Origin of the sequence: Exiguobacterium sp. TDN 0502, from assembly GCF_050846835.1 — a bacterium.
In the GTDB taxonomy this organism is placed as follows: Bacteria; Bacillota; Bacilli; order Exiguobacteriales; family Exiguobacteriaceae; genus Exiguobacterium_A.
Map to the genome: position 1 here is coordinate 38217 of NZ_JBOZGJ010000012.1, position 24896 is coordinate 63112.

Sequence of the window (24896 nt, forward strand, 5' to 3'; positions counted from 1 at the left end):
TATGGAAATCATCATGGCGATCGCCGCCGGCATTCTGACGATGTGTGCCATTTATCTCATTCTTTCTAAAAGTATTTTGCGCATCATCATCGGAACAGGATTGCTTAGTCATGCTGCCCACCTTCTCGTCATGACGATGGGCGGATTAAAACGAGGGGCAGCACCCGTGCTGAAGGACGATGTGACATCCTATACGGATCCACTACCGCAAGCACTTGTCCTGACCGCCATCGTCATCAGCTTTGGCGTCACCGCCTTTTTCTTGGTGCTTGCTTACCGTGCCTACCAAGAACTCGGTACCGATAATATCGAAGAAATGAAAGGAACCGATTCGAATGATTAACTTACCGCTTTTACCGATCATCATTCCCTTGTTGACCGGTGTCATCTTGATGTTTTTCCCGCGGCATCTCAAAGGACAACGGATCGTGTCCATCCTTTCGACGATTGCGACCGTCTGTGCCTCCGTCTATCTCGTTCTGACCGTTCGGTCGAACGGCATCTTGACGGTCACACTCGGAAGTTGGCCGGCACCCTTTGGTATTACGCTCGTCTCAGATATGCTGTCGGCACTTCTCGTGACGACGACGAGTATACTCGTCCTGTGCATCATTTGGTATGCCATCGTCTATCTGAGTGATGCCTATCAGCGTTACTACTATTTCATCGCCGTTCAATTCCTCCTTGTCGGGGTCAACGGTGCCTTTACGACAGGCGATATTTTTAATATGTTCGTCTTTTTCGAAGTTTTCCTGATTTCGTCTTATGTATTGATCGTTCTCGGCGGAAAACCTGCACAGCTGCGGGAATCCCTGAAGTATTTATTGATCAACGTCATTTCTTCTGCTTTATTCGTCATGACGGTCGCGTTCCTGTATGGCGTGATTGGATCACTCAGCATGGCAGATATCAGTCAGAAAATTTCAGAAATCGGTCAACCCCCGATCCTAAATGTCATTGCGCTGTTGTTCCTCGTCGTCTTCGGACTAAAGGGTGCCATTTTTCCGCTGTATTTCTGGTTACCTGGTTCGTATCAAGTACCGCCTACACCGGTCCTCGCCCTCTTTGGTGCCTTGTTGACGAAAGTCGGTGTCTACGGCATTTTACGCACGTATAGTCTGTTCTTCTCAAATGAGATGGGAATCCTCCATCAAATCTTGAGCGTTCTTGCACTCAGCACGATCGTCATCGGCGTCATCGGTGCTCTCGCGACACGTGATGCGAAACAGATCATCATCTATAACATCATCGTCGCAGTCGGTGTCATCCTGTACGGTGTCTCGTTGATGACACCTCAAGCACTAGAGGGCGCTATTTTTTACTTGCTACATGACATGGTGATTAAGGCAGCGTTATTCCTGCTTGTTGGCATCATGGTCGGGATTGCTGGTTCGAGCAAGCTTAAGGATATGGGAGGGATGATCAAAACCTATCCGGTCCTCGGTTGGACCTTCTTCATTGCCGCGTTATCGCTCGCGGGTATTCCGCCACTCAGTGGATTCATCGGGAAGTTTCTGATTGTACGCGGGGGAATCGAGGCGGGTGAACTGACGGGACCGATCATCGTCTTAGTATCGAGTCTGCTCGTCTTATATTCTGTCATTCAGCTGTTCATGCGCGCGTTCTGGGGAAGCTCAAGAACGTACTCCGGTGAGAAACAGTCACTTGTGACCCGACTGCTTGCACCAACGGTATGTTTGGTCCTTCTAAGTGTCGTCTATGGTGTGGGTGCAGAAGCGATGCGTCCACTCATCCAACAAGCCGTCGAACCGTTAACGAATCCAACTCTTTATATCGATGCCGTATTAAAAGGAGGTCGTTGATTCATGGCATTTCAGGTACTGCTTAATCTATTTCTCGCCTTCTTGTGGATGTTTTTGTCGAACAACTTCTCGGCCTCCGGTTTTGTCATCGGTTATATGCTTGGACTGATTGCAATGCTCGCCTTTCGTCGCGGTTTCAAAGGGAGATTCTATCTCGGCCCTATCATCGCCTTCGTGTTCTTGTTTTTCCGGTTTCTTTACGAACTCGTTGTTGCGAACATCGATGTGCTGAAGATTATCCTGAAGCCGAAACTTGATATTCAGCCCGGCATCTTCGCTTATGAGACAGAACTTGATCAACCGTGGCAAATCACACTTTTGTCGATGCTGATCACTCTGACTCCAGGTACACTGGTCGTCGATATCTCAGACGATAACAAAACACTGTATATCCATGCGCTTCATATGCCAGAAGTCGATGAAGCTGTCGCATCGATTCGTGACAGTTTCGAAAAAGCCATTCTGGAGGTGAGTCGCTGATGTTTGATATCTTAATTTATGTCGCGCTTGGAGGAGTGTTTCTCTCCATGCTCGGTCTTTTCTACCGTGTCATCAAAGGACCAAGCGTCGCCGATCGTGTCATCGCGCTCGATTCGATCGGTATCAGTCTCATCTCGATTGTCGGTCTCGTTTCGATTCTGTTACGGACGAGTGACTATCTAGAAGTCATCCTTTTGATCGGGATTCTAGCCTTCATCGGTACCGTCGCCTTTTCGAAATACATCGAGAAAGGAGAGATCATCGAACGTGATCGCAATCAATGAACTGATCGTCGCGGTATTCGCCCTGCTCGGGATGGGATTTAGTCTCGTCACCGCACTTGGTCTGATCCGCTTACCAGATGTCTATACACGAGCACACGCGGCTTCTAAAAGCTCGACACTCGGCGTCATGTCGATTTTAGTAGGCGTCATCCTCTATTTCGTTACCGAAGAAGGATTCTTCTCATCACGCGTCGTTCTCGGGATACTGTTCGTCCTGATCACGGCTCCTATCGGTGGTCATCTGATCGCCCGTGCTGCCTATTACGGTAACGTCCCGTTATGGAAATCATCCGTCCGTGACGACCTATCCTTGAACAAAGAGCACGTTGAGCCGAAAAAACGACATGAGGACGAGTCATCCTCTCATTAACTATTAAAAATCCCTCGCTTCCATTTTCATCGGAAACGAGGGATTTGTCATGAACGCTGTATTTCTGCCGAAGCAAACAATAGAGCTAATTCATCGCGATTGTCGAGCAACTCTTCAAGTGTATGTTGTTCGAGTTCCCGGATGAACGCACGGAGCGCCCGTCCGAGGACGCCTTTAAGTCGACAGCCCGGTTCAATGACACAATGACCAGTGCTGCCAAAACATTCCACGATGTCCATCGGTTCCATCTCGCGCACTACCTTCCCGATGTTGATTTCGCGTGGATCTCGAATTAAACGAAGACCACCGGATCGACCTCTTGTCGATTCGACGTATCCTAGTTTCGTCAATTGTTGCGTTACTTTCATTAAGTGATTGGATGAGATGCCGTAATGTTTCGCGATCTGCGGCATCGGTGTGATGACATCCTGATGTACCCCAAGATAGATCAACACGCGTAATCCATAATCCGTATACTGTGTAATTCTCACGATTCGTCACTCCATTCCTTCCCAAAACTGCACTGTTATCGTAACATGAAACATTCAATGGACGGCATTGTTTTGACTCAGATTCGACTTAAGTACAACGACCATGAACAATCCTTGTATAGGATACGTATTGAACGAAATATTGGATGTATGATACCGGATTTTCCGCAAAAAAACTTCCGAATCTCGTGATTGAGATTCGGAAGCCATTTTTCCTTAGTGTTTCTTTTGGAATTCTTTTACGACAGCATTGAAACGGTCCGCGTAATTCGTAAAGACGCCTGTCACGCCGTAGTCGAGCATACGCTCCATATCCGCTTTCTCATTGACCGTATACGGATGCAGCAGCAGATCATGTTGACGAATCGACGCTACATTCTCTCGTGTCAATGCTTTAAACGAAGGACCGACACCTACTGCATAAGAACGGATTGCCTTCAACCGGTCGTCGGTCAGCGTCTTGACTTCGCTTGCTTCCATCAATTGAATGAGGGGTACGTTCGGATCAAGCGCCTTGACCTTTTGCAAACTCGCTTCACTGAACGATTGGATCAGGACTTGTCCCGGTTTGACACGATCACTCGAAAGACCATATTCCTTCAGCGTATCCAACAGTTTTTGCTCCATGCCAGGATAGACTTCAGGAGACTTCGTTTCAATATAGTAGTTCGCATGTTTTCCGTAAATCGAGAAGATCTCTTTTAATGTCGGTACCTGTAATCCGACATACTCCTTTTTAGCAAGCGTCGGATTCGCTTCATTGAACCAGCTACCTGCATCCAGTTGTTTGATTTCGGCTAACGTTTTATCTTTGACTGCACCAGTACCATCTGTCGTACGATCGACGGTTTCGTCATGCATGGCGATCAATTGACCATCTTTTGTCATCTGTAAATCGATTTCAATATAATCCGCCTTGAACTTCTTGTGACCCATCTCATAGGCTGGTAACGTATGCTCCGGTGCATATCCTGAAGCACCGCGGTGTGCCACATTGACGATTCGATTCGGATCAAGCAATGATTTTCCTTTCGTATGTGCACTTGCATTTTCTACCGAAAGTCCTGTGCTTAAGACGGCACCAGCCGCGACGGTTAATCCCAATTGTTTTAACATAATCAAATCCCCCTTGAAATATTCTTACAATGTTTATCCTAGACACTTGATATGAAGCTAGTGTAGAGCAGATGTAAACATCGTTTCGTGATTTAATGACAAACGAATGTCATGACGAAAAAAAGACCCGTTCGAAAACGGGTCTTGCGAGCAGGAGCTTATGCTTCAAAAATCAATGACTCTGGATCTTCCAGCAAGTCTTTGATGTGTTTTAAGAACGTAACCGCTTCTTTTCCATCAACGATCCGGTGGTCATAGGAGAGTGCTACATACATCATCGGACGATTTTCCATCCGTTCTGCATCAATCGCGACCGGACGGAGATTGATGGCGTGCATTCCGAGAATCGCGACTTGTGGTCCGTTTAAAATCGGCGTCGACATAAGTGAACCGAATGTTCCACCATTCGTAATCGTAAATGTTCCGCCTGTTAAATCTGACAGACCGAGCTTATTGTCGCGTGCTTTGACTGCAAGCTGAATGATGTCTTTCTCAATTTCAGCGAAGTTCTTCTTGTCGGCATCACGAACGACCGGCACGACAAGACCGTCTGGCGCTGACACTGCGATCCCGATATCGTAGAATTTCTTCAGGACGATTTCATCGCCTTGAATCTCAGCGTTCAAGTATGGCATTTTTTTCAGAGCCGCGACTGCTGCTTTTGTGAAGAACGACATGAAACCGAGCTTCACTTCGTTTTCCTTAACGAATTTCTCTTGGCGACGTTTACGGAGCGCCATGACCGCAGACATATCGATTTCGTTGAATGTCGTCAGCATCGCTGCCGTTTGTTGGACTTCGACGAGACGGTTCGCAATCGTCTTACGGCGACGTGACATCTTGATTCGCTCTTCTGGTTTTCCAGGAGTCGCCGCTGGTGCCGGAGCTTGCGTAGCTTTTGGTGCAGCCGGCTTCGCTTGCTCACGAGGTGCCACTTCAAATGTCGCAACATCCTGGACACGAATCCGACCGAGTGGGTCTTGTGTTGCGACTTGAGCCAAATCAATGCCTTTCTCACGCGCGAGCTTACGGGCTGCTGGAGAAGCAATTGGACGATCGGCAACCGATGTACTCTCTGTTGCTTCTTTAGCTGCTGGTGGTTCAGCTTTTTCTGCTGCCTTTGGTGCTTCTTGTGGGGCTGCTTTCGTAGCTTCAGCCTGTACCGGTTTTGGTGCTTCACCGCCTGCAGAGATGACAGCAATCGTTTCCCCGACGCGGACCGTATCCCCTTCAGCTGCCATCACTTCCGTCAATGTACCTGCTTCATCTGATGGTACCTCGATATTGACTTTATCTGTCTCGAGCTCAACGATCGCTTCCCCTTTTTCTACAAGATCGCCCGGTTGCTTTAACCATGAGGCAACCGTTCCTTCAGTAATTGATTCGGCAAGTTCTGGTACTTTGATTTCCATCGTATTCTCCCCCTATGACTCGATTCTATCTTAAGTTATGATGTGTGATTTGATACGTGTGATGGTGCTGTTGGAGTAGAAGTAGTCGCTGTGAGTGCATCATTAATGATACGTGCCTGCTCTACTTTATGACCTGACGGGTCACCTTCTGCTGTACTCGAACGACGACGACGACCGATGTAGCGGACTGTCTGGATGCCGTTCGGTGCGACGGTCTCAAGACGTGGTTCCATGAATGACCAGGCGCCCATATTTTTTGGTTCTTCCTGAACCCAAACGATCTCTTCGACTGCTTCGTAACGCGCGATGACCTCTTTTAAAGCTGATGCCGGGAAAGGATAGAGCTCTTCTATCCGAACGATTTGAAGCCAATCCAAATCGTTTTCCGATTTCGATACCGCTTCAGCTAAATCAATGGCCATCTTACCTGAACAGAAGACAAGACGCTTGACTCGCTCTGGTGTCTCCCCGAGCCCTGCTTGTTCGATGACACGACGGAAACTACCTTCCGTCAATTCAGATACGTCGGATGTCGCAAGCGGATGACGCAAGAGACTCTTCGGTGTCATGACGACGAGCGGACGGACTTCTTCTTTTCCAAGAATCGCAGCTTGACGGCGTAACAGGTGGAAATATTGTGCTGCGCTCGATACGTTCGCGACCGTCCAGTTTTTCTCACCCGATAACGTTAAGAAACGTTCTAAACGACCACTCGAGTGTTCTGGTCCTTGCCCCTCATAACCATGCGGAAGCAACATGACGAGACCTGACGTTTGTCCCCATTTCGCGCGGCTAGCTGAGATGAACTGGTCGAAGATGACTTGACCCGAGTTCGCGAAGTCTCCGTATTGTGCTTCCCATAATACGAGGGTTTCTGGTGCAAAGACATTGTAGCCATACTCGAATCCGAGTACGCCCGCTTCTGATAACGGACTGTTATAGACAGAGAATGATGCCTTCGCTGTCGATAAGGCATGGAGTGGCGAGAAGCCTTCTCCCGTCTTGACATCATGCAGATTAATATTACGTTGTGCGAACGTTCCCCGTTCAGAATCTTGACCGCTCAAGCGGATGGGTGTTCCATCTGAGAGGATCGAAGCGAACGCCAACGTTTCGGCATGTCCCCAGTCAATTCCGTTCTTCGTCGAGAACGCATCCGTCCGGCGCTTCAGGACCTTCTCAAGTTTATGGAACACTTGGAAGCCGTCCGGCCATTGCAATAATTCCTCGTTATAGGACGTCAGTGTCTCGATTTCAACGCCTGTTTCGATGGTCGGAACGCCTTTAAAGACGACGTCCGGCATGACCCCACCATACTCTTTTTCTGCATTCGGAACTTTTTCACGAGCCGCTTTCATCTGATCATTGATCGATGTCTCGATTGATTGAATTTCATCAGCCGTCGCATCCCCGTTCGCGACAAGCGTTTTCCCGTACAAAACACGAATTGGATCATGCTTGTGAATCAAATCATATAAGACCGGGTTCGTGTTCATCGGTTCATCCATCTCGTTATGACCAAAACGACGATATCCGATCAAATCGATCATGACATCCTTCTTGAACGTCGCTCGGTATTCGCTCGCGAGCAACGCGACCGCAAGACAGCTTTCCGGTTCATCGGCATTGACGTGGAAGACAGGAATTTCATATCCTTTTGCCAGGTCACTCGAATAACGCGTCGAACGGGAGTCCGTCGGCTCCGTCGTGAAGCCGATCGTGTTGTTCGCGATGATGTGAATCGTTCCGCCGGTGTTATATCCTTTGAGATTCGCTAAATTTAATGTTTCAGCCACGATTCCTTGACCTGGGAACGCTGCATCACCGTGGATCAGGATTGCAGCAGCCGCCGCTTGCTCTTGGCGTGGTGCACCTTTTTGTGAGCGATCATCTTGTGCAGCACGTGTGAAGCCTTCGACGACTGGATCGACGAACTCAAGGTGCGACGGATTGTTCGCAAGCGTCATCCGCACGTTACGTGTCTCTTGCTCGAGTTTTCGGTTCAAACCGAGGTGATACTTCACGTCGCCCGTCCAACCGTACGTAATCCCAATCGAGCCTTCAGATGGTACGAGGTCGTGGTTCGGTGCATGTTGGAACTCAGCAAAGATCATTTCATATGGCTTCCCGAGTACATGCGCCAAAACGTTCAATCGTCCACGGTGTGCCATTCCGATATTGATCGTCTCCGACCCGTTCGAGATGAGGTGTCCGACGATCGTGTCGAGCAATGGCACCATCGCGTCAAGTCCTTCAATCGAAAAGCGTTTTTGACCGACATATGTTTTATGCAAGTATTTTTCGAAGAGATCCGTTTCAGCTAAGCGTTTGAACAACTGTTTCTTTTGTTCAGCATCTAGCGTCGCTGTCAAAGCACCTTGCTCGATTTTCTGACGGAGCCATTTCTTTTCTTCTAAGTCATCGACATGTTGAAATTCGACGGCCGCTGCTCCCGTATACTGGGCTTTCAAATGTTCGATTGCCTCATAAGCGTCCTGAACGCCCGAAACGGGTTCCGGACAGACGAGTGAAACCGGCATCTTCCGGAGATCATCTTCTGTTAAACCGTATTGGTTTAATTCGAAGAGTCCAGTTTCTCGCGGATGGTCCTTCAGCGGATAGATATCCGCCGCAAGATGTCCTTTTGCACGAATTTGTTCCGCTAAACGATTCGCCGCAAGATATTTCTCGAAATCCCCTGTGTCGACCTGCATCGGTGCGACAGATTCCGTGACAGGAGCACCATGCTCTTCGAAGTAAGCACGTGTCTCTTCATCAACGGATGTCTTGTCTTCTAAAAAACGCTCGTACAATTCAATGATATAGCCAAGGTTTGGTCCATAAAATGCTTGTTGATCTTGTTCGTGGCCTGCCATGTACGGTTCCCCCCGTTTCTATATTTCTCCCCTTGCACCTTGTATGCTACAGGTGCATTCCAGCCCTCTACCTGTTAGCGCTTTCAAAAGATCTGGTGTCTATGATGCGCCTAACGTCATGAGAAGGAATGACGCGCGAAGTATCGCGCCCATCTTCCATGAAAGTGCCTTCGTTACTATATTACTACTTCTTTCCTACGCGTGCATTTCGAATTCCCAAATTCTTGCGCTTAAATGTATAAGTTTTTCTTATGACCACTTCAAATGTAGTTTATATAACACAGACGTCTTGGGGGTGAAGGGCTTTTTCCATGTAAGATCCGATCCTCGTTGACTTCTTGATCCAGTTCGTCTTTGTACTGCTGGGCAGCGCGTCGAGCGAGCTTCTTCTTGTACTTCCGTTTATTTGCGTTCGCCTTGATGTGGATGGAGTCGATAAAGAGGACCAAAGGGTCCACGAACCCGGCTTCGATTCCTTGGTTGAGGACGCGATAAAAAATACTTTCAACGACGTCCGTACCCTGAAAGCGACGGACGTAGTTCTTCCCGAACGTAGAGAAATGGGGTACCTTCTCATCCAACCCAAGACCTAAGAACCAACGGTACGCCACGTTAGTCTCGATCTCTTTGATGGTACGTCGCATGGAAGGAATACCGAATACATATTGGAGAAGTACCATCTTGATTAACAGGACGGGTCGATACTTGGTCTGCCGTTATTTTCGCTATACAATTTCTCGACGGCACGATAGATGAAGTCGACATCGATGACTGCATCGAGTTTGCGGACAAGATGGTCCTGCGGGACCAGTTGTTCCAACGTGATGGTGACATGTTCTGATCGATGATGGTGATCTCTCTTACCCATCATAGAAAGCCCTCCTTCTTTATTCTTCTTCGTTTCTACTTTTTTATACCCGGAAGAAAGAGGAGAGAAGCATTTTGTTCACTCGAAATCGCTTCCTAGGGAAAACAAGCAGGAGCGACCCTGCAACGAAGTGAAGCGGCGCGATGCTTGTCCCAGGAAAACGATTCGAGAGGAACAAAAAACGCAATCTTTCTCGTTAAGAGAAAAATTACGCTTTGTCTTCAGTCTGAACGGGGTGACTCAAAAAAGAATGACGCGTCTTTTCACGCCCTTTCCTCAGGCGAGACACAAGCCAGTTTTCCTGCTTCGTTCAAGCAGGAAAGCGGGTCTTGTTTGTCTCTGACAGCGCAAAGATGCGCTTTTCCTGTAGGAGTGGCGTGTAATGCGTCATCTTTTTTACGAGATAAGGGTGGCAGATCATCATTCTGCCACCCTTATCTTTGTAGAAACTGACTTTTGAGTCAGCCCCGTTTCGTCATAATACTTTACTTAAGAACGATTGTGTCCGCTCATGCTGAGGTGAGTCGAACAATGCTTCCGGAACATTTTCCTCGACGACATATCCACCATCCATGAATAGGACGCGGTCCCCGACTTCACGAGCAAAGCCCATCTCATGCGTCACGACGACCATCGTCATCCCCTCGAGTGCCAATTGTTTCATGACGGCGAGTACATCGCCGACCATTTCCGGGTCAAGAGCAGATGTCGGTTCATCAAACAGCATGATTTTAGGATTCATTGCCAGCGCACGGGCAATCGCGACCCGCTGTTTTTGACCACCCGATAGTTCTCCCGGGTAATTCTCAGCCTTCTCAGCTAACCCGACTTTATCAAGAAGTTCGAGTGCTCGTTTTTTCGCTTGCTCCTTGTCCGTCTTTCGGACTTTCACGGGAGCAAGCATCACGTTCTCGAGCACGGTTTTATGCGGAAAAAGATTGAAATGCTGAAAGACCATCCCGACTTCTTCTCGTACTTTATTGATATCGACTTTTTTATCCGTGATATCATGGTTATCAACAATGACCGTCCCACCCGTAATCTCTTCCAAGCGGTTCAAGCAACGTAAGAATGTGCTTTTCCCAGAACCCGAAGGACCGATGACGCAAACGACCTCTTTTTCAGCAATCGAGACGTTGATATCCTTTAGTACTTCGTTCGAACCAAACGATTTTTTTAAGTTTTTCACTTCAATCATACTCATCGTAACGTAAACCTCCGTTCCAAGAACTTCGCAATCCATGACAACAGATAAATGATGACGAAGTACATCAGACCGACGACGGACCAGACGATGAATGGTTCAAACGTCGTTGCCTGTTGAACTTGACCTTGTTGCGTCAAATCCGCAATTCCGATGATCGACAACAGCGACGTATCCTTTAGACTGATGATTGATTGATTCGTGATCGTCGGAAGCATCCGCCGGAATGCTTGAGGCAAGATGATCTGTACCATCGTTTGCCGACCAGTCATCCCGAGCGAACGCGCCGCTTCGGTCTGTCCTTTATCAATCGACTGAATACCTGCACGGATGATTTCAGCAAAGTAAGCGCCGGCATTGATTGCGACCGTCAGTATCCCTGCATACATCCGGTCCATCGACAACCATTCTAACGAGTTCAATCCGAAATAGATGAAGAATAACTGAACGATGAACGGTGTTCCGCGAATGACATCAATGTAGACGATGGCAATCCCGTTCAGAATTTTTAGCGGTGATAACCGCATCAACGCGACGACTAATCCAATCAGAAAGCCGACGACAACGGCAATCACAAAAATATACAGTGTGACTTGAAGCCCTTCCAAGAAAAATGGAAATGCGGTTTTGACCACTTCCATTGGTATCCCACTCCTTTATCGCCTTGCGACTTATTTTAGATACGTGTCGACGATTTTGTCGTATTCACCATTTTCTTTTAGGTTCGCAAGTCCTTTGTTGATTTTTTTCATCAACTCTTCGTTTTCACCTTTTAAGACAGCGATGCCGTAGTTGTCCCCGTTGAGACGGTCTCCTACAAGTTTTAATCCGAGATTCTGTTGTTTGTTCGCATAGGAAATGACAGGATAATCTTCAATCAAAGCAGCAGCGTTACCATTCTTCACTTCTTGGAACATAGCCGGGCTATCATTGAACTGCGTGACCGTGAATCCGAGTTTATCTGCATTATCTGTTGCATACTTCGCACCCGTCGTCCCTTTTTTGACGGCTACTTTTTTCCCTTTTAAATCATCGACTGACTTGATACCATTCTCATCTTCCTTGACGACTAAAATAAGACCAGCTTTGAAATATGGATCGGAGAACGTGACGACTTTTTTACGCTCTGGTGTGATACTCATGCCGGCAATCGCGACATCTAACTGGTTAGCCTGCAGAGCTGGGATGATGCCGCTGAAATCCATTGCTTCGAACTGAATTTTGAAGTCCTGATCTTTAGCGATCGCTTTCATCAAATCGATATCAATCCCTTTATACGTGTCCCCGTCTTTATACTCGAACGGTGGATACGTGACGTCAATCCCTACTTTGTACGTTTTTCCCTCCGTCGACTCTTCTTTCGACCCGATGCTACATGCCCCGAGAACGAGTACGCAGCTCATCAAGAGCGCTAATAAGATACTTCCTTTTTTCATTGTTTTTTCCCCTTTCCTATGTGTTAAAGATTGTTGACTCCACTTAGTACTTTCCCTGAAGAGTACCCTCTTCAAAACGTATTTTACCAGAAAAATTCTAAAAAAATAAATATTTCTGAATTTTTATTCGTTGTAATCGTTTTCTATTCAGTAAAAAAAAGTAGGCAACCCCTGATGGGATTGCCTACTTCAACCAGTTATGCCGTCGAGAGGACTTGAACCTCCACGGTGTTGCCACCACTAGATTCTGAGTCTAGCGCGTCTACCGATTCCGCCACGACGACGTGGATTTATGATATTAATATAGCGGATGAAAGACTCGATTGTCAATCATTTCGCAGGATGTTGCGGACGAATTTTTCGACGACTTCATCATATACATCCGGATCCTCGAAATATGCCATCGCATGGGCGGCATTTGGAATGACGACGAGTTCTTTTTTCGTTGGACATGCTGCGTATAACTCATAGACCATTTCAGTCGGGACGAACGTATCCGCACCACCGTGAATGAATAGGATTGGAACGGTTGCTTTCTTCACCTGCTTGAGCGCTGAAGCTTCCCGGAACGTATAACCTGCTTTTAGCTTCGTCAACACACTGGTCATACCTAAAAACGGAAAGTGAGGCAAACGATACATCCGTTTCATTTGATACGCCAGCACTGCATTGACCGATGTATAGGCACAATCCGAAATGATGCCTTTAATTTGAGGAGGCAACTGTTCCCCGCTCGTCATCAAGACCGTCGCTCCTCCCATCGAGACACCATGCAGAAATAGATTGGCATCTTGACCGATCCGTTGAATGAGATAGTTTGACCAACTTAAACAATCTTCCCGATCATGCCAACCAAAGCCAATATAGTGACCCTCACTCATTCCGTGACCACGGTTGTCCGGCATCATGACATGGAATCCAGCTTGATGATAAAGGTATGCGAAACCAGCGAGGTCCGTCCCGACACCACCATACCCATGGACAAGGATAACGACTCGATCCGACGGTACCGGTGAAGCAAGAAAATGACCACGTAACGTCAATCCATCTTTTGCTTGAATCTCGATTCGTTCTAATGGCTGTTCTTTGATCCAGGTTTGCCCCGGTTGCATCAGTCGCACCATCTCATCACTTAAATCACGATTGTTTGACAAAAACGGTTTTGGGTTGGTTGCAATCGCCATCTCATAAAAATAATAGCTGGCTGCAATCAGTCCAGATCCGATGACTCCGATTCCAATTTTGGTGCTGCGACGCATCTGCCCCACTCCTTTTCGTTATAACTCGATCTTCAGTTGAGCAGCATGGTCGTCTTCTTCATCCTGCAAGACTTGTTGACGTAATCGTTGTTCCTGTTGTTGGCGCCGGTAAGCAAACTCTTGTACGAGCTCTGTTCCCGTAAATCCATCTTCCACGAGTTCATTCAACAGTTCGGTCTCTGTCTCGACGACCTCACCGGGACGTCGCATGACAAGAACATCTCCGACTTGTGCGATCAACAACTCATCTTCTAATCGTAGTGCATCGTAAAAAGGTTCCGGTAACGTCATTCGCCGTGTCTCCGGATTAATATGGACCCGTTTATAAACGCCTAGTGCTTGAAACTTACGACGTGCCATTGCGTGCTCTCCTTTTTAATTAAACGTAATATCAATGCGTGAATCTTTTCCTTGAATGCGTACTGTACCTGTCGCCCCATTGACTAAGGTTAATTGCGGTGGTTGATGTCCGATATCGAGATCATATAAGACCGGTAAACCCGTTTCCTCTGCTAAATTTTGATATATATCTAGCCATGTCAGGTCTTCGGTAATCCGCGCAGATGTTCGACCGAATAAAAAACCAGAGGCATGATTGAACCAACCAGCGTATGCCATTTGTCTTAATGTGCGGTGTACCTCTGCAGAACTCGCTTCTGACACCTCAAAGTACCAGAGAATCGGTTCCCCGTTTACTTCGTCTCGCTGGAAGCGAACTACATCCCCATAAGGCGTTCCGATTAAATGACGAATCGTCTCTAGACAACCACCCAGTAAGCGTCCTGTCACTTCTGTGCGCTCATCAAGAGCCTTCCATTCCGTTGGTTCCGTCAACTGAAATAAAGAACCGTCTAAACGTTCTTCGTCTGTCCATTCTGTTTGATACCGATCGGAAGCCCATTGCGTAACGGTTCCACCTGGTGCCGTTGCGAGCACCCGTCGCCACGCACTTGTCGTCTCATCCCATACTTTACTTCGGAGTTCTACGAAATTCGGACCGTGTGCTGTCGCGATTCCTGTCTGAAGCGTCAGACTGAGCAATAACGTACTAATATCCGAATAGCCAAGCAGCCACTTCGTTTGATAAGCAGCTGGTGTCAACTCAGGTAAAAGATCAATCGCACGTTCGCCACCGAATGGCGGTATGACGGCATCAATCGTCTCGTCGGTCATCATACGATTCAATTCTTCAGCACGTTGTTTAGCCGGTACACTTTCAGCGTGTTGATGCGACCAAATCGTTTCTCCTGAACGAACGTTCATTTGTCGTGCTTGTACCTGTTCAACTGCTCGTTCGACCCATTCCTGTTGCTGTTCGCGTAGTCCGGAGGAGGGCGCCGTCACTCCGATCGTTTGACCCGTCCAACCTAAAAATGGATATTTCATGGTGACCTCCTTAAAGTCGTATGATTTACGTTTCTTCTCGTCAAAATATGTGTTCATTATACCGTTCTTGTATCACATTACCAACTTTTATCCCGTTAATCCGTTGCGATACGAACAAAAAACACGATTGCGTACTAGCGTCATGAGATACCATGCCGCATTGACGAAATCGTGTTTTTTTAGTCATTGATCAGCTTGACGCTGACAGCTCTGCATATTCCTCTTGCGTGAACGCACGGGACCGTGTCAAAAAACGTTTTCCTTCGACGCCTTCTAAGGAAAACATCCCACCACGCCCATCGACGACATCGATGATGAGTTGCGTATGTTTCCAGTATTCATATTGGTCTTCATGAATATAAAATGGACAACCGCCGATTTCTCCGAGTTTTTTATCCTGATCGCCTAAAAAAAGATCGCCTTGGGCAAAACACATCGGAGAACTCCCATCACAGCAGCCGCCGGATTGATGAAACATCAACGGTCCATGTTTTTCTCTCAACTGATCAATTAATTCAAGACACGCTGCCGTCGCCTGAACGCGTTCCACCATTTGCATCCACGTCCTTTCTGACTTAGAAGAAACCGAGTTTATTCGGGTTGTAGCTTACGAGCAGGTTTTTCGTCCGTTGATAATGATTCAGCATCATCTTATGGTTTTCTCGACCGATACCGGACATTTTGTATCCGCCAAACGCTGCGTGGGCTGGGTATTGGTGATAACAGTTCGTCCAGACGCGCCCTGCTTCGATTGCCCGACCAAAACGATACGCTCGGTTCATATCGCGTGTCCAGACTCCTGCTCCAAGACCGTACAGGGTGTCGTTCGCGATTTCGAGCGCTTCCTCTTCCGTCTTGAATGTCGTGACCGATAGGACCGGTCCGAAAATTTCCTCTTGGAAGATTCGCATTTTATTGTGACCTTTGAAGATCGTTGGTTGGATATAATAACCTTCTGCAAGATCTCCTTCGAGCATGTTGCGTTCTCCGCCGACGAGACATTCTGCACCTTCGGACTTACCGATTTCGAGATACGAAAGAATTTTCTCCATCTGTTCGTTCGAAGCTTGCGCTCCCATCATGACGTCGGCATCAAGCGGGTTACCGACCTTGATGGCTTTGACGCGCTCAAGAACCCGTTCCATGAACGGCTCGTAAATCGATTCTTGAATCAACGCACGTGACGGACATGTGCAGACTTCTCCTTGATTCAGCGCAAACATCAATAATCCTTCGATTGCTTTATCGAAGAAGGCGTCGTCTGCCTGCATGATGTCCTCAAAGAAGATGTTCGGCGATTTCCCGCCAAGTTCGAGTGTGACCGGAATCAAGTTTTGCGAAGCATACTGCATGATCAAGCGTCCTGTCGTCGTCTCACCCGTAAAGGCGATCTTTGCAATCCGTTTGCTTGAGGCGAGTGGTTTTCCTGCCTCAAGACCGAAGCCGTTGACGATATTGACGACACCAGGCGGTAATAGATCCTCCACAAGTTCCATCAGGACCATGATACTCGCTGGTGTTTGTTCTGCTGGTTTCAAGACGACACAGTTCCCTGCTGCGAGCGCTGGCGCCAGTTTCCAGACCGCCATCAGGAGTGGGAAGTTCCACGGAATGATTTGACCGACGACACCGAGCGGTTCGTGGAAGTGATACGCGACCGTGTCTTGATCGAGTTCACCGACCGAACCTTCTTGGGCACGGATGACGCCGGCAAAATAACGGAAGTGATCGATCGCAAGCGGTAAATCCGCATTGAGTGTCTCCCGGACCGCTTTTCCGTTCTCAAGCGTTTCCGCATAAGCGAGCATCTCGAGGTTTTCTTCCATCCGATTTGCGATTTTATTTAAAATGTTGGAGCGTTCCGTTACAGACGTTTTCCCCCATGCCTCTTTTGCCGCATGTGCTGCGTCAAGAGCGAGTTCGATGTCTTCCTTACCTGAACGAGCGACTTGGCATAATACTTTACCGGTGACAGGTGTTACATTATCAAAATATTCTCCCCCGACCGGCGCAGTCCACTTTCCATTGATGTAATTTTCATACCGTTCCTTGTACTGTACTTTTGACCCTTGCTTGTTCGGAATGTCATAAATCATACGTTATTTCCTCCCTCAACTAAAATGGTCAAGCAGTGAGACGGTTGCTTGTATGCGCTTACATTTTAAAATAGGCTAAAACAGCCCTCTCGATACCATCGTATCAAAATTATATGAAAAGTCAAAAAATTCCGTTTAATTTGTTTCATTTTTTTCCTAGCACGATTTAAAACAAACGAGGCGTCTCGTATATACTCGCAATTGCTTCTTAAGGAACATGATTCATGACGAATAAAAAATGCAAGTTTCCCTAATAAGAGAAAACTTGCATTTTGTCATCCGTTCAACGTCTCTATCCCTTAGGAGCTGTTTTCATCATGTACGAGTCGGATCAATACCGTCTTCTTGGTCGGAAGGCGTATCCGAACTTCCGAAGTCGCTGACTTTTGAGAACCCATCCGTATCACCATCGATGTCTTTTCCACGTGCTGTCACGGAAGGGTCGAGGACATCCTCCTCACTCGGGCGCGCATTCGGATCATTTTCCTGCTGTTCCGATTCCTCCTGCGCATGTTCTGCACAGAGTAATGTCTCCGGTATGATGTCGAGCCGTTCGATTTCAATATCTTTTCCGCACACTTCACAAACACCATACGTTCCGTTTTCAATTGCTTGGAGTGCACGGTCTACATCCGATAACATATCTTCCTGCATGTCTGTGATCGCCTGATCGCGTTCTCTAAGGAATAGTTCATCCCCAGAATCTGCTGGATGATTATCATAACTCGACAATTCACCTTCATCGTAATCCGTTTCCCGTTGTTCGATGTTTGTTGTCGTTTGTTCTTTTTCTTTTAGCAGACGCTGTTTAAACTCTTCGGTTTGTTGTTTCGATAACATGATTGATCGACTCCTTCTCGATTAGAACCTCTGTAAAGAATGTATCCTAATCAGCAAAGAGTTAAACCCTTACGAGCATTTGTAAGAACGAATCGAACCATGTAAATCACAGACGACCGTCATGCATTCGTTCCCGTCGTTAAAGCAGATTTGATGGGACCGACCATTTTTGGATGTCGAGATATCATCAATCCAAAGGCGGGACGCATCTGCAGAAGACAGCATGGCGACTTTGTCACGGATCAAGAATAAGTCAAACGGCAACAGGTTCAGTGATTGGATTGCCAACCCATGTTTACGAAAAAGCGGATCCAGTTGATACTGTGACAAGCTGTACAGACATTTCTCAGCACCGCCGATCAGTAATTGAATCGAATGCGACGGTTCGTGGCTGTCAATTCGTTCCTTGTGCAAAATAATACGACCTCGGACGCCAGATTCGTTAAAGATCCGTTGTGTATCTTCTTGAGACAGACGAGAACCCGAGTCTTTTACTTTTAAAACGAGATGTGCGAACTCGGCGAAATCTGGTTTTCCAATCTCAAGCGCTGGAATATGTCGGACTTCCTCTTGCTCAATGATTTCGATTAGGTCCCGCTCGACTTGGATACTGACTTGGTCTGTCGAGAAGACCCGAACGTCAACCACAAATTGATCGAGAACCGTGTTGACTTCAATCGTATACGTCAAACCGGGATTCTTTTCCTGTTCGACCAGCAACCGGTTCAAAATGAGTTGATGCAATAAATGAACCGGCGTACGCGATAAGAACTGACTTGAATAAATCAGGTGTTTCGGGCTCGCTCCTTTCGACGTTTTTGGTCGAGCTCCGTTTAATCTATATACATTTACTTTGTAATTCAACATATCATTCACCTTCTCTTACCTGAAAAATCGGAATAAAGAGGTTCCGTTTCTATAGCGTACAATTTATTTTCAATACGAAATATTCGTTTCCGAATATTCCATATTTAATATACAAATTGTAATCAAATTGTGATAATAGATTTTTTAAAATCGATTTATTTTCTTTAAAAGCTATGTTACAAACAACAAAAAAGTGTCTTCCGCTTATCACGAAAGACACCATCAAAAGTATCGTTAGTCAGGCAATCGAGTTGACTGGATTTTGCATTGCTTCGTAATGCTCGATTATGCGCGAACCTAATGCATCCTTTGCGGATAACTTCAGATACGTATGCAAAGTATCTTCAATTCCATGCTTCGAAATATACGCATGCAATTCTGAAGATTCTGAATCATTTGGATCGAAGTAGGTGAGGGCCGCTGCAATTCCTCGGGCTAAACCATCTGCTTCAATCCCCCGCTCCATCAATTCCTTCGCAGGCTTGACGAGACGGTCGCTCGGGCTCAATTTTCGAATCGGTGAGCGTGCTACCCGAACGATCTCATCATGGATACGAGGATTTTCAAATCGTTTCATGTTTTTTTGAATATAGGCGCTATGGTCAACCGGATTAAATCCGTATTTTTCAAGCAGCAACCAACCTGTTTCATAAAGAGCCGTCTGAACACCACGACGAATCCGTGGATCTTGCAAACTCTCAGCTATCGTTTCCTTCTCAAACAAGGCACCCAAGTATGAAGCGATGGCATGACCGGTATTGACCGTGAACAATTTCCGTTCAATGAACGGTTCGATGTCCTCGACATATGTCACTCCGTTGATGTGGGGATGTGACTCGGGTAGGTCTTTTGTCTCGACAACCCATTCGAAAAATTCTTCGACCTCGACATAGAGTGGATCCTCATGATGCTGAAGCGGGACGATCCGGTCGACCGCTGCATTCGGGAAATACCAGTCCTCTTGAATGGATTGATATCGAGCAACCTCTTGCTCTAGATGTTTCGAGCCACCAATCATATTTTCGCAGGCGATGATATACACTGGTGTGTTTTGCTCGCGCTGTTGCAATCCTTCCGCAATCAAGGGCGCAATCTTCGCTAACAGTGTTGGTCCGACCGCCGTCGTAATCACATCCGCCTTGCGAATCGCTGCGATGACCTGTTCTGGTTCAGACAGACTGTTCAGTGCCGTTACACCTTCTACAGTCTCTCGTCCTGCTTGTTCTGAAGCATATCCGACGTCATAGGAATTCCGGGTCTTCAATGCCTCGACGACTGTCGTATTGACGTCGACGAAGCAGACCTCATATCCTGTCTTGACGAGTTGTAATCCGATGAACCCACGACCGATATTTCCTGCACCAAAATGAACGGCTTTCATGCTTACACCTCCGCAGTCAATAAGGAAATGATTTCTTCCTTCGTTGTCGCTGCGACGATGCGCTCCACGTTCTCCTCATCGGAACAGATGACCGCGATGTTCGACAGGAGTTCCAAGTGTTCATCCCCTACACCAGCAATTCCGATGACGAGACGTGCTTGCTCCGAACCGAATGCTACACCTTGAGGTACTTGCAGAATCGATAATCCTGTTTTCTTGACTTGCGACTTCGCCGCTTCGGTACCATGCGGGATAGCGACGTGATTTCCGATATAGACCGTCGATAAAGCGTGACGTTCTTGCATCGAGTCGATATATCCAGCTTCAACATATCCTTGATCGACGAGTAACTTTCCGGCAGCCGCGATGGCTGCCGTTTCGTTTTCAAATTGTTGATTGAGTAAAACGAGTTCCGGTGTCAGATGCATTGTCGTTGTCATAGTTAGTCCTCCTTGAATATCTCTCTGTGTTTAGGAAATTTTATTTCGAGCCGTTTCAATTTCATGAACCAATTGATCGTAATAACCGGCGTTCAAGAAATTATCGACGGAACGATGTTCTGCATTTGGAACCTGTTCCATAGCCCGTTCCGTCAAGTCACGGTGCGTAATGATCAACTCGGCATTCTCTGGTAACTGACTGATGGATGTGTTCGTTACTTTGATCGGCAACCCCGCCTTGTTGATTTTATTTCGAAGGACGGATGCCCCCATTGCACTTGAACCCATACCTGCATCACAGGCAAAGATGATGTGTTCGACTTCAGCAAGTGGTTTTGTTTCAGCCGAGACGAGTGAAGAGGCGATCGATTGTTTTCCTTTCATCGCACTGACATTCGCACTTGCTTCTTCAAGAGACGTTTCTTTTGCTTTACTTGTTTTGAGTAGAACGGTCGAGACAACAAATGTTACGGATGCCGAGACAAGTACACCGGCGATCAAACCGACGTACGAACCGCGGGATGCCATGGCAAGAACGGCGATGATACTCCCTGGTGAAGCTGGTGCGACCAATCCGACATCAAAGAGAACGAATGTGAGGATCCCGCTCATACCACCCGCGATCATCGCAAGCAACAAGACTGGTTTCATCAACACATACGGGAAGTAGATTTCATGAATCCCACCGATGAATTGAATGAACGCTGCGCCAGGTGCTGTTTTTTTCGCTGCGCCAGAACCAAAGAATGAATACGCGAGTAGTAATCCAAGACCTGGACCCGGGTTCGCTTCGAGTAAGAACAAGACGGATTTTCCAGCTTCGTTCACTTGATCAAGACCTAATGGACTGAGAATTCCGTGGTTGATCGCATTGTTCAAGAATAAGATCTTCGCTGGTTCGATGAACAAACTCGCAAGCGGCAAGAGATGTGCACTGACGATCGCCCCAACTGCTGCTGCCATGATGTCATCAAGACCTGTCATGAGTGGACCGAATACTTTGAATCCACCAAGCATTAAAAGACCACCGATGATGCCGACCGAGAAGTTGTTGACGAGCATCTCTAAACCAGGTTTGATTTTGCCTTCGATCACTTGGTCGAACTTTTTGATGACATATCCGCCAAGCGGTCCCATGATCATCGCACCGAGGAACATCGGAATTTCCGTCCCGACGATGACCCCCATCGTCGCGAGGGTACCGACGACGCCACCCCGGACATCATGCATCAATTTCCCACCTGTATATCCGATCAGTAAAGGTAAGAGATAGGTGATCGTCGGACCAACCAGTTCTCCGAGTTCTTTATTCGGCGCCCATCCGGTCGGGATGAAGAGTGCCGTGATGATTCCCCATGCGATGAACGCACCGATGTTCGGCATGACCATGCCACTTAGAAAACTTCCGAACCGTTGGACTTGGACACGAATGCCCCGTGCTCCATTTTGAGCTGTTGCCATTGCGTTAGCCTCCATTTCATGTATTGAATAATTAGATGATTGCTTTGCTATGACCTTATTGTAAGACGTCTGCAAGCGCTTACTCAATCATTCCTAGTTCAAGCTTTGTCCAAGAAGTTGGACAGAGTGGAAAGTAGCTTGGCATATTAAAAAATCCTTGTCCATCAAAGTAGTCCGATGGCAAGGATCGCGTCATGTTTGTCCGAGCTGTCGTTCAATGACAGCACGAAATGTTTGGTTCAATACTAGACGTATCGTTTCTTCTCGACCGAATTCGAATTGATCCATCTGTTCTGGACTATCGATGATGGCTGCGCTGATCGAACTGAGCAGTTCCAACAATTCGTTCGATGTTTCTTCCGGTGCAACGAGGACAAGCAGACGTTCGACACGCTGTTGCTGTTGATCCATCCCTAATAATTCAATCGGTTCGGACAACTCAAAGATCAAGAATCCGCCTTTTTGAATCGTCGCATCCCGTCCATGAAATAAAGCAAGGCGTGTTCCCGGTATCCCGAGTCCCGACATTTCGTGACGGCGCAATAACTGGGTCGACAGTGCGATGGCTGACCGTGCGATGCCTTGATCGACCATTCGCGAGCTGATTTCAAGTAGTAATGCTTCAATCCCATCATCGTTTCGTTCAAGTGGCTCAACCTTAAAGTCATTTGAAATGTGTAAAGCGGAAGAGACGAGTCGCTGGAGTTGATCGAGATCAAGCCATTCTGTTTTTTCCTTGCGGGGTGCCGGTTGAAATGATTTCGGTAACGCAAGGATCAATTTTCGAATCCGTTCGACCTCATCTTGCGGTAACAAGGGATTGACGAGGAGATGCGGCGGATGGATATCTGGCAATGGCACAGTCGACAGGACAAAGTCATAGGAATCGACAGCTACCCGTTCGATTCCGAATAAGGATGAATTATCGATATGCTCAAGCTCTGAAAACTCTTGCCGTAAACGGTTCATCAATAACTTGGATGAACCAAGACCAGCAGAACAGACGACAAGAACACGGTACGGTAGTTTTGATGCCGGTTTACTGAGAACGGCTCCAAAATGCATGACCCAAAATGCCAAGTCAACATCCTCGAACGTCGCATCAGTAAATACGGACAGTGCTGCTTGTTTCACCGCACCAAACAATTGAGGGTATTCGCGTTCAATCTGTTTAATGACATAGGAAGGATTGACCGTATTTTGACGCGTGTACGACTGGATATGTGAGACGAGTCCCCGCTCCAAGGCTGAATCTTTCGTGAAATTCGTTCCATATACTAACGACACGTGTTCAATGAGCCGCTTGACACGCAAACGTGTGACGAGTTCCTCGGTATCGCCTGCATCGGATTGAAAATAGGCACGCAACTCCTCTGACAGCCATTGCCGTTCCGCAATCGATAACGCATACGGCAATCGTGTCTCGACCCGTGCTACCCAGTCAAGGATTTCAACTGGATACGCTTTTAATTCATACCGCATCGGAAACTCATTCATTCGAAGTGCTTGTAAAGCAAGACTTAGTGTCCCCCGCATGATTTGCCGGTCTGTCAAACGACCGTCTTTCGTTAATGGAGCCATGATCGCGTATGCTTGATTGATCATTTCGAGCCACGACAGGCGATGAATTCGTAACAGGTGCGGCAACTGTTCCCCATCTCCCTGCAGTAACCGATAGAATGCCAGAACATCCCATTGTGTAAAGATCAAGGAAATCAATAAACGGCGCTTGTTGATCTCTTCTCCGACGACTTCGGCGCCGATTCCCTTTTTACGTTTAATTTCCAGCTCATATTGGAGAAACCAGTCATCAATCCGTTCCAAATCCTGACTGACCGTACTTGGTGCAACATACATGGCATGCGCGATTGCTTGTAACTTGACCATGCCGTTTTCTTGTAATAACCGATAGGCCAGTTCAACTTGACGATCTTCCGCAGTCGGGATTTGTTTGTGCGATAGCAGCAATTGCTCCTGTAACTCGTGTTTTGCTTCGTCCGTCCCTTCAATGGACAATCCTTTGCCACGTGTATACATCAGTTCCAAACCATAGTCTTCTAAGGACTGGGCGAGACGATCCCGTTCCCGCTGAATCGTTCGTTCGGAAGTCTCTAAAGTCTCTGCAATTTCCTGTATCTGAACAGGCTCTTTACGCGTCAACAAAAAAAACAGGATGTCGTGTTCGCGTGGTGTGAATTCAGTCATCGATTCCCCTCCTTTTTTGCAAGGACTTGAGGATGTCATCATATGCAGTCGGATCAAGTAGGCGATCTATGGAGTGAACGTACTCATATTTCTTCTCCATGTAACGGTTGATCAGACTTGTTGCGCCAACGATCCATTCAGCTTGATCAGGCAAGTCGCTGATGCGGCATGTTTTTACGATCGCATCGATTCCAGAACCATGTAATCGTTTTCTTAACAAGGTAGCCCCCATCGCACTCGTCGCCATTCCACTCTCACATACGAAATAGATGATCGTTGAAGCCATCTGTCATTCCTCCCTCTTATTCTATAAGAATAGCAGAGATGTTCTCTTCTTTTTAAATAGGAATCCGATTAATACTTTTTTGGAACATGTCAGACAAACAAGACAACTTCAAAAAAGCTGACTGTGTTGAATGATATAGACAAAAAGAGTGACTTCCGTAAGCAGCGGAAGTCACTCTGAGTTTGCGGACAAGGTGGTCCTGTGGGACCAGTTGGTCCAATGTGATGGTGACATGTTCTGATCGATGATGGTGATTTCTCTTACCCATCATAGGAAGTCCTCCTCCTTCTTCGTTTCTACTTTTTTTATACCCGG

Annotated in this window: 24 protein-coding genes, 1 tRNA gene and 1 pseudogene; 5 read left to right on the forward strand and 21 right to left on the reverse strand. The window is 47.1% G+C overall.

Going from position 1 to position 24896, the window contains the following annotated elements:
• Nucleotide 1: 1 nt before the first annotated feature.
• From ACRPK8_RS12395 to mnhG, 5 genes are read left to right on the forward strand one after another with little or no spacing between them, the layout of a single operon-like run.
• Nucleotides 2-343, forward strand: a complete 342-nt coding sequence (locus ACRPK8_RS12395) for a Na(+)/H(+) antiporter subunit C (RefSeq protein ID WP_432238490.1) — start codon at nt 2-4, stop codon at nt 341-343.
• Nucleotides 336-1823: a Na+/H+ antiporter subunit D gene (locus tag ACRPK8_RS12400; protein WP_432238491.1), complete on the forward strand. Its 1488-nt coding sequence runs from the start codon at nt 336-338 to the stop codon at nt 1821-1823. The genes ACRPK8_RS12395 and ACRPK8_RS12400 overlap by 8 nt, the downstream gene beginning before the upstream one ends.
• 3 nt (nt 1824-1826) lie before the next feature.
• Nucleotides 1827-2303, forward strand: coding sequence for a Na+/H+ antiporter subunit E (locus ACRPK8_RS12405; RefSeq protein ID WP_432238492.1), 477 nt, complete (start codon nt 1827-1829; stop codon nt 2301-2303).
• 47 nt (nt 2304-2350) lie between these two features.
• Nucleotides 2351-2587: a Na(+)/H(+) antiporter subunit F1 gene (locus tag ACRPK8_RS12410; protein WP_432238535.1), complete on the forward strand. Its 237-nt coding sequence runs from the start codon at nt 2351-2353 to the stop codon at nt 2585-2587.
• Nucleotides 2571-2957 (forward strand): monovalent cation/H(+) antiporter subunit G, encoded by a 387-nt coding sequence (gene mnhG / locus ACRPK8_RS12415; RefSeq protein WP_432238493.1) that lies wholly within the window; start codon nt 2571-2573, stop codon nt 2955-2957. Before ACRPK8_RS12410 ends, mnhG begins: the two co-directional genes overlap by 17 nt.
• 47 nt (nt 2958-3004) lie before the next feature.
• Here mnhG and ACRPK8_RS12420 read toward each other — a convergent pair whose 3' ends face one another.
• From ACRPK8_RS12420 to ACRPK8_RS12520, 21 genes and pseudogenes are all read right to left on the reverse strand, one after another.
• Nucleotides 3005-3448 (reverse strand): Rrf2 family transcriptional regulator, encoded by a 444-nt coding sequence (locus tag ACRPK8_RS12420; protein ID WP_432238494.1) that lies wholly within the window; start codon nt 3446-3448, stop codon nt 3005-3007.
• Nucleotides 3449-3664: 216 nt separating this feature from the next.
• Nucleotides 3665-4564, reverse strand: coding sequence for a glycerophosphodiester phosphodiesterase (locus ACRPK8_RS12425; RefSeq protein WP_432238495.1), 900 nt, complete (start codon nt 4562-4564; stop codon nt 3665-3667).
• A 158-nt stretch (nt 4565-4722) separates the two neighbouring features.
• Entirely contained in the window at nt 4723-5976 is a 1254-nt protein-coding gene (gene odhB, locus ACRPK8_RS12430) for a 2-oxoglutarate dehydrogenase complex dihydrolipoyllysine-residue succinyltransferase (protein ID WP_432238496.1), read from the reverse strand.
• 35 nt (nt 5977-6011) lie between these two features.
• The gene (locus ACRPK8_RS12435) at nt 6012-8852 is read right to left on the reverse strand and encodes a 2-oxoglutarate dehydrogenase E1 component (RefSeq protein WP_432238497.1); all 2841 of its coding nucleotides are present in this window, start codon (nt 8850-8852) and stop codon (nt 6012-6014) included.
• Nucleotides 8853-9142: 290 nt separating this feature from the next.
• A pseudogene (locus tag ACRPK8_RS12440) lies at nt 9143-9723 on the reverse strand (transposase); the annotation flags it as partial.
• Between the two features lie 472 nt (nt 9724-10195).
• Nucleotides 10196-10924: an amino acid ABC transporter ATP-binding protein gene (locus ACRPK8_RS12445; protein ID WP_432238498.1), complete on the reverse strand. Its 729-nt coding sequence runs from the start codon at nt 10922-10924 to the stop codon at nt 10196-10198.
• Nucleotides 10921-11565 (reverse strand): amino acid ABC transporter permease, encoded by a 645-nt coding sequence (locus tag ACRPK8_RS12450; protein ID WP_432238499.1) that lies wholly within the window; start codon nt 11563-11565, stop codon nt 10921-10923. Before ACRPK8_RS12450 ends, ACRPK8_RS12445 begins: the two co-directional genes overlap by 4 nt.
• A 30-nt stretch (nt 11566-11595) precedes the next feature.
• The gene (locus tag ACRPK8_RS12455) at nt 11596-12360 is read right to left on the reverse strand and encodes a transporter substrate-binding domain-containing protein (RefSeq protein ID WP_432238500.1); all 765 of its coding nucleotides are present in this window, start codon (nt 12358-12360) and stop codon (nt 11596-11598) included.
• A 200-nt stretch (nt 12361-12560) separates the two neighbouring features.
• Nucleotides 12561-12644, reverse strand: a tRNA-Leu gene (locus tag ACRPK8_RS12460).
• A 42-nt stretch (nt 12645-12686) separates the two neighbouring features.
• Entirely contained in the window at nt 12687-13619 is a 933-nt protein-coding gene (locus ACRPK8_RS12465) for an alpha/beta hydrolase (protein WP_432238501.1), read from the reverse strand.
• Between the two features lie 18 nt (nt 13620-13637).
• Nucleotides 13638-13979, reverse strand: coding sequence for a hypothetical protein (locus ACRPK8_RS12470; RefSeq protein WP_432238502.1), 342 nt, complete (start codon nt 13977-13979; stop codon nt 13638-13640).
• Between the two features lie 15 nt (nt 13980-13994).
• Nucleotides 13995-15005 (reverse strand): S66 family peptidase, encoded by a 1011-nt coding sequence (locus ACRPK8_RS12475; protein WP_432238503.1) that lies wholly within the window; start codon nt 15003-15005, stop codon nt 13995-13997.
• Nucleotides 15006-15195: 190 nt separating this feature from the next.
• On the reverse strand, nt 15196-15558 hold the full coding sequence (locus tag ACRPK8_RS12480; protein WP_023468555.1) for a DUF779 domain-containing protein: 363 nt from the start codon (nt 15556-15558) through the stop codon (nt 15196-15198).
• Nucleotides 15559-15580: 22 nt separating this feature from the next.
• Nucleotides 15581-17101 (reverse strand): aldehyde dehydrogenase, encoded by a 1521-nt coding sequence (adh, locus tag ACRPK8_RS12485; protein ID WP_432238504.1) that lies wholly within the window; start codon nt 17099-17101, stop codon nt 15581-15583.
• Nucleotides 17102-17416: 315 nt separating this feature from the next.
• Entirely contained in the window at nt 17417-17941 is a 525-nt protein-coding gene (locus ACRPK8_RS12490) for a TraR/DksA C4-type zinc finger protein (protein WP_432238505.1), read from the reverse strand.
• 69 nt (nt 17942-18010) lie between these two features.
• Nucleotides 18011-18808 (reverse strand): hypothetical protein, encoded by a 798-nt coding sequence (locus ACRPK8_RS12495; protein WP_432238506.1) that lies wholly within the window; start codon nt 18806-18808, stop codon nt 18011-18013.
• A gap of 238 nt (nt 18809-19046) precedes the next feature.
• Complete coding sequence (locus tag ACRPK8_RS12500) at nt 19047-20189, reverse strand: mannitol-1-phosphate 5-dehydrogenase (RefSeq protein WP_432238507.1); 1143 nt, start codon at nt 20187-20189, stop codon at nt 19047-19049.
• 2 nt (nt 20190-20191) lie between these two features.
• Nucleotides 20192-20629, reverse strand: coding sequence for a PTS sugar transporter subunit IIA (locus ACRPK8_RS12505; RefSeq protein ID WP_432238508.1), 438 nt, complete (start codon nt 20627-20629; stop codon nt 20192-20194).
• A 30-nt stretch (nt 20630-20659) separates the two neighbouring features.
• Complete coding sequence (locus tag ACRPK8_RS12510) at nt 20660-22090, reverse strand: PTS mannitol transporter subunit IICB (protein ID WP_432238509.1); 1431 nt, start codon at nt 22088-22090, stop codon at nt 20660-20662.
• 192 nt (nt 22091-22282) lie between these two features.
• The gene (locus ACRPK8_RS12515; protein ID WP_432238510.1) at nt 22283-24295 is read right to left on the reverse strand and encodes a BglG family transcription antiterminator; all 2013 of its coding nucleotides are present in this window, start codon (nt 24293-24295) and stop codon (nt 22283-22285) included.
• Nucleotides 24288-24581: a hypothetical protein gene (locus ACRPK8_RS12520; RefSeq protein ID WP_432238511.1), complete on the reverse strand. Its 294-nt coding sequence runs from the start codon at nt 24579-24581 to the stop codon at nt 24288-24290. The genes ACRPK8_RS12515 and ACRPK8_RS12520 overlap by 8 nt, the downstream gene beginning before the upstream one ends.
• Between the last annotated feature and the right edge of the window lie 315 nt (nt 24582-24896).